Origin of the sequence: Arthrobacter silvisoli, from assembly GCF_003369445.1 — a bacterium.
Lineage (GTDB): Bacteria > Actinomycetota > Actinomycetes > Actinomycetales > Micrococcaceae > Arthrobacter > Arthrobacter silvisoli.
Genome location: NZ_QRCU01000071.1, coordinates 41,509 through 49,174, shown reverse-complemented (window position 1 = coordinate 49,174; position 7,666 = coordinate 41,509). Strand labels below are relative to the sequence as shown.

Genomic DNA, 7,666 nt, shown 5'->3' with positions numbered 1-7,666 from the left:
GTCTCACGAAGCGAGCCGCCGGACACCTTGGTGTCCGGCGGCTCTTACCATTCAAAAATGAAGCGTCGTCGTTGAAACCTCCTTAGTGTTCGGCGCCCTGGTGCTCGGCGGATGTCTTGATGGGGACCTCGTTGCCGTCGCAGTCGATCAGCTTGCCGTTTTCGAAACGGTCGCCTTCCGCCAGGCAGGCGAGGTCGGCTTCGGTGACCACACGGTTCGTTCCGGCCACGAACACCGACTGGTTGTCCGAGTTGCCCTTCTTGAAGTGGTTGAAGAGCACGTTCAGCAGGATGGCCATGACGGCCGCCGAGCTGATGCCGGAGTGGAAGATCGTGGAGAACCAGGACGGGAACTGGTCGTAGAACTTGGGTGCGGCGATCGGGATCATGCCGAAGCCGATGGACGCGGCCACCACGATCAGGTTCATGTTGTTGCGGTATTCGACCTTGGCCAGGGTGCGGATGCCGCTGGCGGCCACCGTGCCGAAGAGCACGACGCCGGCCCCGCCGAGGACGGGTGTCGGAACCGCGGCGACCACGCGGCCGAGGATGGGCAGCAGGCCGAGGACCACCAGGATGAGGCCGCCGGCGCTGACCACGAAGCGGCTCTTGACCCCCGTGATGGCCACGAGGCCCACGTTCTGCGCGAAGGCGCTCTGGGTGAAGGAGTTGAAGACCGGGGAGATGGCGCTGGAGAGCATGTCCGCGCGCAGGCCGTTGCCGATGCGCTTGGAGTCCACCTTGGTGTCCACGATTTCGCCGACCGCGATGATGTCCGCCGAAGTTTCGGTCAGGGTGACCAGGATGACGATCAGCATCGAGATGATCGAGGCGATCTCGAAGGTGGGCACGCCGAAGGCAAAGGGGGTGGGGAACGCGACGATGTCGCCCTGGCCCACCTTGGAGAAATCGGCCATGCCGGTGACAGCGGCGATGACGGTGCCGATGATCATGGCCAGCAGGATCGAGAGCCGCGAGATGGCGGCGTTGCCCACCTTGCTCAGGAGCAGCACGACGGCGGTGGTGGCGGCTGCGAGGCCGATGTTTGCCACGCTGCCGTAGTTGTCGGCCTTGGCGTTGCCGCCCATGGCCCAGTTGGCTGCCACCGGCATCAGGGTCAGGCCGATCGTGGTGATCACGGTACCGGTGACCACCGGTGGGAAGAACTTGATGATCTTGGCGAACAGGGGAGTGATGGCCAGGCCGATCAGTGAGGCGACGATGACGGCGCCGAAGACGGCCTGGATGCCGCCGCCGCCGTTGACGATCGCCACCATGGTGGAGACGCCGGCAAAGGAGACACCCTGGACAAGGGGCAGCTGGGATCCGAAGAACGGGATGCCCACGGTCTGGAGGATGGTGGCGAGCCCGCCGACGAAAAGGCAGGCAGCGATCAGCAGGCCGATGTCCTGCGCGGACATGCCGGCGGCCGCGCCGATGATGAGGGGCGGGGCAATGATTCCGCCGTACATGGTCAGGACGTGCTGGAATCCGTAGGCGAAGGAGCTGCCGATTGAAAGGCGTTGGTCTTCGGGCCGGGTGCTGGCAATGCCTGCGGGACGGGTTTTCTTCTTGGTGTTCATGGCAGACTTTCCTGATTTGGGGCAGACATCTTTGTCTGGCTGTTATGTCTGGCTAACAATCCGAGCCGAAGAACGGCTTTTGGGTATGGCTGAGGCCGGGGTGGCCGGAACCAGGCGCTGTTCAGCCCTGGCGCCGGCCGCCCCGGAATCCGGAGCGCGGTTTAGCAGAAGCCGGCGATGCCGTCCCAAGCGTTGCCCGGGTCGGAGATCAGGTCACGCTCGAAGTTGGCTTCGATGAGGCCGTACGGGCGGTCAGCGGCGAAGAACACCTCGTTCGGGTTGTCCAGGCCGAAGGGGCTCAGGTCCACCACGAAGTGGTGCTTGTTGGGCGTGGAGAAGCGGAGTTCATCGATCTCCGGGTGGGCATCCAGGACCTTCTGGGCCATCTGGTACAGGGTCTCCTGCAGCGCCTTGGAGTACTGCTCGGAGAAGCCTTCCAGCAGGAGCGCCTTCACGGATTCGTAGGCGGCGTTGTAGTCGATCTTGCCTTCCGCGACCGCGTCGTTGTTGTAGCGCCAGCGGGCGGAGACGGCGGTGGCAAGGATGCGGTCCGAGGTCTCCTGGAGAGTGGTGTACTTGTCCTTCGGGTAACCCTCGAAGCCGGACTGGGTGGACTTCAGGACCGTAAGGTCGCTCAGGCCGGAGATGACGTAGGTGGAATCGCCTTCGCGGACCACCACGGCGGTGCGGGTTTCCTGGCCCTTGCGGACGAAGGAGTGGTTGTGCTCCTTGCCGTTGGCGATGATGCGCTCCCAGGCGTACTGCTCGGCTTCCCAGCGGCCGCCGGTCACCCAGTCGAATTCGCTGGTGAAGTGCTTGGCCAGGCGGAGCAGGAACTGCTCCGGGGAGCCGATGCCGTCGCGGGCGAAGGCGTAGACGGTGTTCTTCTGGGTGTCGGTGGGAACCACGCGTCCGTTGTCGCCCTCGAAGTGGGCTGCGCTGAAGTCGCCGCGGAGTTGGGAAGTGACGTTGAGGTCTTCGATCTCGTGGCGGTCGGTGTCGCGGGTGATCTTGACGACGCGGTTTTCCGCCTTGCCGTACTGGTTCTTGCCGAGGACGATCTTGCTGCTCATGGTCTGTCTCAACTTTCCTGGTGGGCCGGGGTGGCCCGCCCACCGTGTGGTGTCGTGCGCCGTGCGGCGCCTGTTTTGGCGGACACCGGCAACAAAAAAGAGCCGGCATCCATTGATGCCAGCTCATTACGACCCTGCCTGCTGCTCCCAGGTTTCGTGACCTGAGTCACGAGTTGCTGAAAAGACTAGCGCGGGATTCCGTTCTTGTGAAGGGGGTCACCCGATCGCCCGCAACTTTCCGAATGTGACCGGGCCCGGCATCGGGGGCCATGGCGGGCTCTTGACGCGGCGTCGGAAGCTGCCTACGCTTTCCACATAACAATAAAAGTTTTCCGAAGTGCGGAAAATTATGGACCATGAATGAGGAGGAACAGATGGACCAGCAGGAGAACAACAACGTCGTGGAATTCCCGGCCCCCGGCCAGGAGCTGTACCTGCCGTTCGGCTCCACGGATCCGGACTTCTACATTCCGGCCGACTGCGACCGTACCTCCGGCGGGTTTTCCCGCTGGCTCCGTGCGCTCCCGGTGTTCGGCCGGCAACGTCCCTAGGATCCTGCCTTAGGGGACGAACGGACTCTGCGCAACAGAGCCATGAAGCGGGCGGCATCTGGGGAGGTGCCGCCCGCTTTTCCATGCCCTTTTCCAGGCCCTTTTTCCTGCCCGGCGCGTTGCCGCCGTCGTCCTGGCGCGAAAGCAAGGATTGTCAGGCTGCGGTCGCCGGATGTTCCCGCTGAATTCGCCGGAGAGCTGCCGGGTCGCCGGAACGTTCCAGCGACTCCGCAGCTCTCCCGCGACCCGGGGGGCCGGGGGTGGCCGCGACCCTCCCTCCCGGTTGCAGTCCCGACCCCAGGGCCAGGCGCGGACAACCTCCGCGGATATCCGGGGCTTTGCCTCACTTGGCCCGGAAGCAACCGGGAAGGAACGTCCGCGCGGTGCTCCGGAATCGCAGGCAGGGAGCCACCGCTGTCCCGGACCACAGGAATCGGCACAGCGCGGCAGCAGCTTCATCCCACGCGGCGCGATAACGCCGCTAGCCGGCGATGAGTTTCCGCGCCGCGGCCGAATGCTTCGCCACCAGGCCGGCGATATCCAGGCCCGGGACAGCGCCGTCAACCACCCGCCACGTTCCGCCGACCATCACACGGTCCGCCCGGTCAGCGCCGCACAGCAGCAGTGCGGCCACGGGATCGTGGCTGCCGGAGAACCGCAGCTCGTCGAGGGTGAACATGGCCAGGTCGGCCTGGAGGCCCGGAGCCAGCTGTCCGATGTCCGAGCGGCCCAGCGCGGCCGCCGATCCCCGCGTCGCCCAACCCAGTGCCCGCTCCACCGGAACATCCGCGCCGTAGCGCAGCCGCTGCAGGTACAGCGCCTGCCTGGCCTCCAGGATCATGTTCGAGGCGTCGTTGGACGCCGATCCGTCCACGCCCAATCCCACCGGAACCCCGGCATCCTCAAGTTCCAGCACCCGGGCGGTGCCGGACGCGAGCCGCATGTTCGACGTCGGGCAGTGGGCGACGGCGGTGCCCGCGGCTCCCAGCCGGGCGATCTCGCCGTCGTCGAAATGGATGCCGTGCCCCAGCCAGGTGCGCCTGCCCAGCCAGCCGACGCTTTCCAGGTAGTCCACGGTGCGCAGCCCGAACATCTCCCGGCAGAAGTCCTCCTCGTCCAGGGTCTCGGCCAGGTGCGTGTGCAGGCGGACATCGTGTTTTTCGGCCAGTGCCGCGCTCTCCGCCATGATCTCCTTGGTGACGGAAAACGGCGAGCACGGCGCAAGCGCAATCTGGATCACGGCCCCGTCGCCGGGCTCGTGGTACTGGCGGATGAGCCGCTCGCTGTCGGCCAGGATTTCTTCCGGGCGCTGCACGGTGGACCGTGGCGGCAGCCCGCCCTCGTCCTCGCCCAGGGTCATGGAACCGCGGGTCAGGGTGGCCCGCATGCCCATCCGCCGCACCACCGTGGCTTCGATGTCGATGGCGTCCTGCATGCCTGCCGGGAACAGGTAGTGGTGGTCCGCCGCGGTGGTGCACCCGGAGAGCAGCAGTTCGGCGAGGGCCACCTCGACGGCGAGTTCCAGGCTCCCCGGAGTCAGCCGCGCCCACACCGGGTACAGGTTCTGCAGCCAAGGGAACAAGGGCGCGTTGGCTACCGGTCCCCAGGCGCGGGTGAGGGTCTGGTAGAAGTGGTGGTGCGTATTGACCAGGCCCGGCAGCAGGACGTGCCTGCCGGCGTCGAACACCTCATCACACGGCGCGGACGGCTGCCCGCCCGAGGGGACCAGTTCGGCGATTCTTCCCTCGCTGATTACCAGTCCGCCGCCGGCGTCGAAGCCGTTGGCGGTGAAGACGGCGAGGGGGTTCTTGATCCAGAGCCTGGACGGGGCGGGGGCTTCGGATGTGCTGGCGGGGACGGGGGCCATGGAGGTCTCCTTCGGCTGTGTGCGTTCGACTGCTTGCGGAATGCGTTCCAGCTCAGTTAGGCCCTGTCTGCTGATCCAGGTGTACGGACAGCGTAGGGTCGGGCGCTCCTGTCTGCCAAGTGAGACCCGCGAAACAAAGATTTCACATCGCGAGATTTTTTTTTCAAAAAACTATGGCGCGGCTCACAACGCGGTGCTAATCTCTAACTGCCAAAGGCGGGCGCCCGGACTCCCGGGAAGCTATCTACCAGGCGTAACTCAACCTTCATCGCACATGCTGAAGCCTGGTAACCGCGGCACAGTTCCGTTCCCTTGGTGTTTTTCGGTCACCAGCGCTTCCACAGCAAAAGGAAGTCGCACAATGAGTACAACCGTCACGGCCGAAAAGTTCCTGGCCACCTCCATCGAACTGGCAACTGCCAATGTCCTGAACAGCGGCGGGCCGTTCGGCGCCGTCGTCGTCACCGCGGACGGCAGGGCCTTCGAAGGCGTCAACCGCGTCACGGCCAGCAACGACCCCACGGCCCACGCTGAAGTCACCGCCATCCGCAACGCCTGCCGCGAACTCGGAACCTTCGATCTGAGCGGCGCCACCCTCTACACCAGCTGCGAACCATGCCCCATGTGCCTGGCCTCCGCGCTCTGGGCCCGCGTCGACCGCGTGTTCTTCGCAGCGGACCGGCACGACGCCGCCTCCGTCGGCTTCGACGACGCCGTCTTCTACGAATACTTCGAGAACGACAACCGGGACGAACTGATGCCGGTCGCCAGGCTGGAACTGGGCGACCCCCAGGCCCCGCCCGTCATTCAGCCGTTCACCACGTGGAACACCCTCGATTCCAGGATCGACTACTAGGGCCCGGTGGCTGAGATGACAATCCTGGACAATTCCGCTGAAAAGCAGGCTGCGCTCCTGGGCACAAAACCCGGCACAAAACCCGGCGCAGGGCCCGCAGCGGCACACGCAAAGCCCGCACCTGCCGGTGGAGCCGGCGGTAGCAGCAACGGCAAGAAGCCGCCGAGCTTCCTGGACACGTTCTTCCAGATCTCCAAGCGTGGTTCCACGCTGGCCCGCGAATTCCGCGGCGGCCTGGTCACGTTCTTCACCATGGCCTACATCGTCATCCTCAACCCGCTCATCCTGGGCGGCTTCTCGGCGGAGAACGCCCCCACGGATGTCACGGGCGGGTGGCTCCCGGCCGCACAGGTCGGCGCGGTCACCGGCCTCACCGCCGGGGTCATGACCATCGTTTTCGGCTTGGTGGCCAACTTGCCCTTCGGCCTCGCGGCCGGCCTGGGCATCAACTCCTTCCTCGCCGTCGCGGTGATCCAGGAGGTCACGTGGCCTGAAGCCATGGGCCTGGTGGTCATCAACGGCATCCTGATCGTCCTCTTCGGTGCTACTGGCGCCCGGACGGCGATCTTCAAGGCTGTCCCCAAGGAACTCAAGGCCGCCATCACGGTCGGCATCGGCCTGTTCATCGCCTTCATCGGCTTCGTCGACTCCGGTTTTGTCCGCCCCACCAAGGGCGGTCCGCCGGTCCAGCTCGGCAACGATGGATCCATCACGTCCATCCCCACACTCGTTTTCATCGTCGGACTGCTGGTCATGGGTATCCTCGTGGCACGCAGGATCCAAGGCGGCCTGCTCATCGGCATCGTCGCTACGACCGTCCTCGCCGCTGTTGCCGAGGCCGTGTTCCGGATCGGTCCCGGCAGTGCGGACAACCCCGGCGGGTGGCACCTCAACACGCCGGTGCTCTCAGGACACCTGGTGTCCGTTCCCGACCTGGGCCTGGTGGGCCAGTTCGATCTCTTCGGTTCCTTTGCCCGGATCGGCGGCCTCGCAGCCACCATGCTGGTCTTCACCCTGGTGTTCACCAACTTCTTCGACGCGATGGGCACCATGACCGGCCTGGCGAAGAGCGCCGGCGTGGCCCACAAGGACGGCACGTTCCCCAAGCTGAAGTCGGCCTTCATCGTTGAGGGCATGGGCGCGGTGCTCGGCGGTGCAACCTCCGGCTCCTCCAACACCGTGTACATCGACTCGGCAGCGGGCATCGGCGAAGGCGCCCGCACGGGCCTGGCCTCCGTGGTCACCGGGGTCCTGTTCCTGGGCTCGATGTTCTTCACGCCGCTGACTTCGGTGGTTCCGCTGGAAGTCGCAGCAGCCGCCCTGGTGGTGGTCGGCGCGATGATGATGGCGCAGATCCGGGAGATCAAGTTCACCAAGTTCTCCATCGCGCTGCCCGCGTTCCTCACCATCGTGACGATGCCGCTGAGCTACTCGATCGCCAATGGCATCGGCGTCGGATTCGTCTCTTACACCGTGGTGAGCGCCGCCTCCGGCCGGGCCCGGAAAGTCCATCCGCTCATGTGGGTGGTCACCGCCGGCTTCCTGGTCTATTTCGCCCGCGGGCCCATCAACGCGTTGCTGGGCGTCTGAGGCCGCCTCAACCTCACACGCCCTGTCCCGCCTGCCCGTGCGCCTTCTTCCCAGAAACAAGGGGAAGAACAAGACTAGTGGCAGGATCGCGAATCGTTCCGGGCGGGCCCTCCCGCCCGGAACGCCACCGTAAAGGAAGTGATTCCC

6 protein-coding genes are annotated in these 7,666 nt (G+C 65.4%); 3 read left to right on the top strand and 3 right to left on the bottom strand.

Annotated elements, in window-relative coordinates:
* Nucleotides 1-82: 82 nt before the first annotated feature.
* Entirely contained in the window at nucleotides 83-1,582 is a 1,500-nt protein-coding gene (locus DWV11_RS16070; protein WP_115789923.1) for a nucleobase:cation symporter-2 family protein, read from the bottom strand.
* Nucleotides 1,583-1,743: 161 nt separating this feature from the next.
* Complete coding sequence (pucL, locus tag DWV11_RS16065; RefSeq protein ID WP_115789922.1) at nucleotides 1,744-2,655, bottom strand: factor-independent urate hydroxylase; 912 nt, start codon at nucleotides 2,653-2,655, stop codon at nucleotides 1,744-1,746.
* 356 nt (nucleotides 2,656-3,011) lie between these two features.
* Between pucL and DWV11_RS16060 the strand changes: the two genes are divergently transcribed.
* Nucleotides 3,012-3,206, top strand: coding sequence for a hypothetical protein (locus DWV11_RS16060; protein ID WP_115789921.1), 195 nt, complete (start codon nucleotides 3,012-3,014; stop codon nucleotides 3,204-3,206).
* A gap of 481 nt (nucleotides 3,207-3,687) precedes the next feature.
* On the opposite strand, the gene DWV11_RS16055 is transcribed toward DWV11_RS16060, so the two are convergent.
* Entirely contained in the window at nucleotides 3,688-5,073 is a 1,386-nt protein-coding gene (locus tag DWV11_RS16055) for an 8-oxoguanine deaminase (RefSeq protein ID WP_115789920.1), read from the bottom strand.
* A 361-nt stretch (nucleotides 5,074-5,434) separates the two neighbouring features.
* On the opposite strand from DWV11_RS16055, the gene DWV11_RS16050 reads away from it, so the two are divergent.
* Complete coding sequence (locus DWV11_RS16050) at nucleotides 5,435-5,929, top strand: nucleoside deaminase (protein WP_115789919.1); 495 nt, start codon at nucleotides 5,435-5,437, stop codon at nucleotides 5,927-5,929.
* A gap of 6 nt (nucleotides 5,930-5,935) precedes the next feature.
* Nucleotides 5,936-7,519, top strand: coding sequence for an NCS2 family permease (locus tag DWV11_RS16045; RefSeq protein WP_115789918.1), 1,584 nt, complete (start codon nucleotides 5,936-5,938; stop codon nucleotides 7,517-7,519).
* The last annotated feature ends 147 nt before the right edge of the window (nucleotides 7,520-7,666 follow it).

Excerpts from the sequence above, each read along its gene's own strand:
- DWV11_RS16070 (WP_115789923.1), bottom strand. The coding sequence starts at position 1,582 with ATGAACACCAAGAAGAAAACCCGTCCCGCAGGCATTGCCAGCACCCGG.
- pucL (WP_115789922.1), bottom strand. The coding sequence starts at position 2,655 with ATGAGCAGCAAGATCGTCCTCGGCAAGAACCAGTACGGCAAGGCGGAA.
- DWV11_RS16060 (WP_115789921.1), top strand. The coding sequence starts at position 3,012 with ATGAATGAGGAGGAACAGATGGACCAGCAGGAGAACAACAACGTCGTG.
- DWV11_RS16055 (WP_115789920.1), bottom strand. The coding sequence starts at position 5,073 with ATGGCCCCCGTCCCCGCCAGCACATCCGAAGCCCCCGCCCCGTCCAGG.
- DWV11_RS16050 (WP_115789919.1), top strand. The coding sequence starts at position 5,435 with ATGAGTACAACCGTCACGGCCGAAAAGTTCCTGGCCACCTCCATCGAA.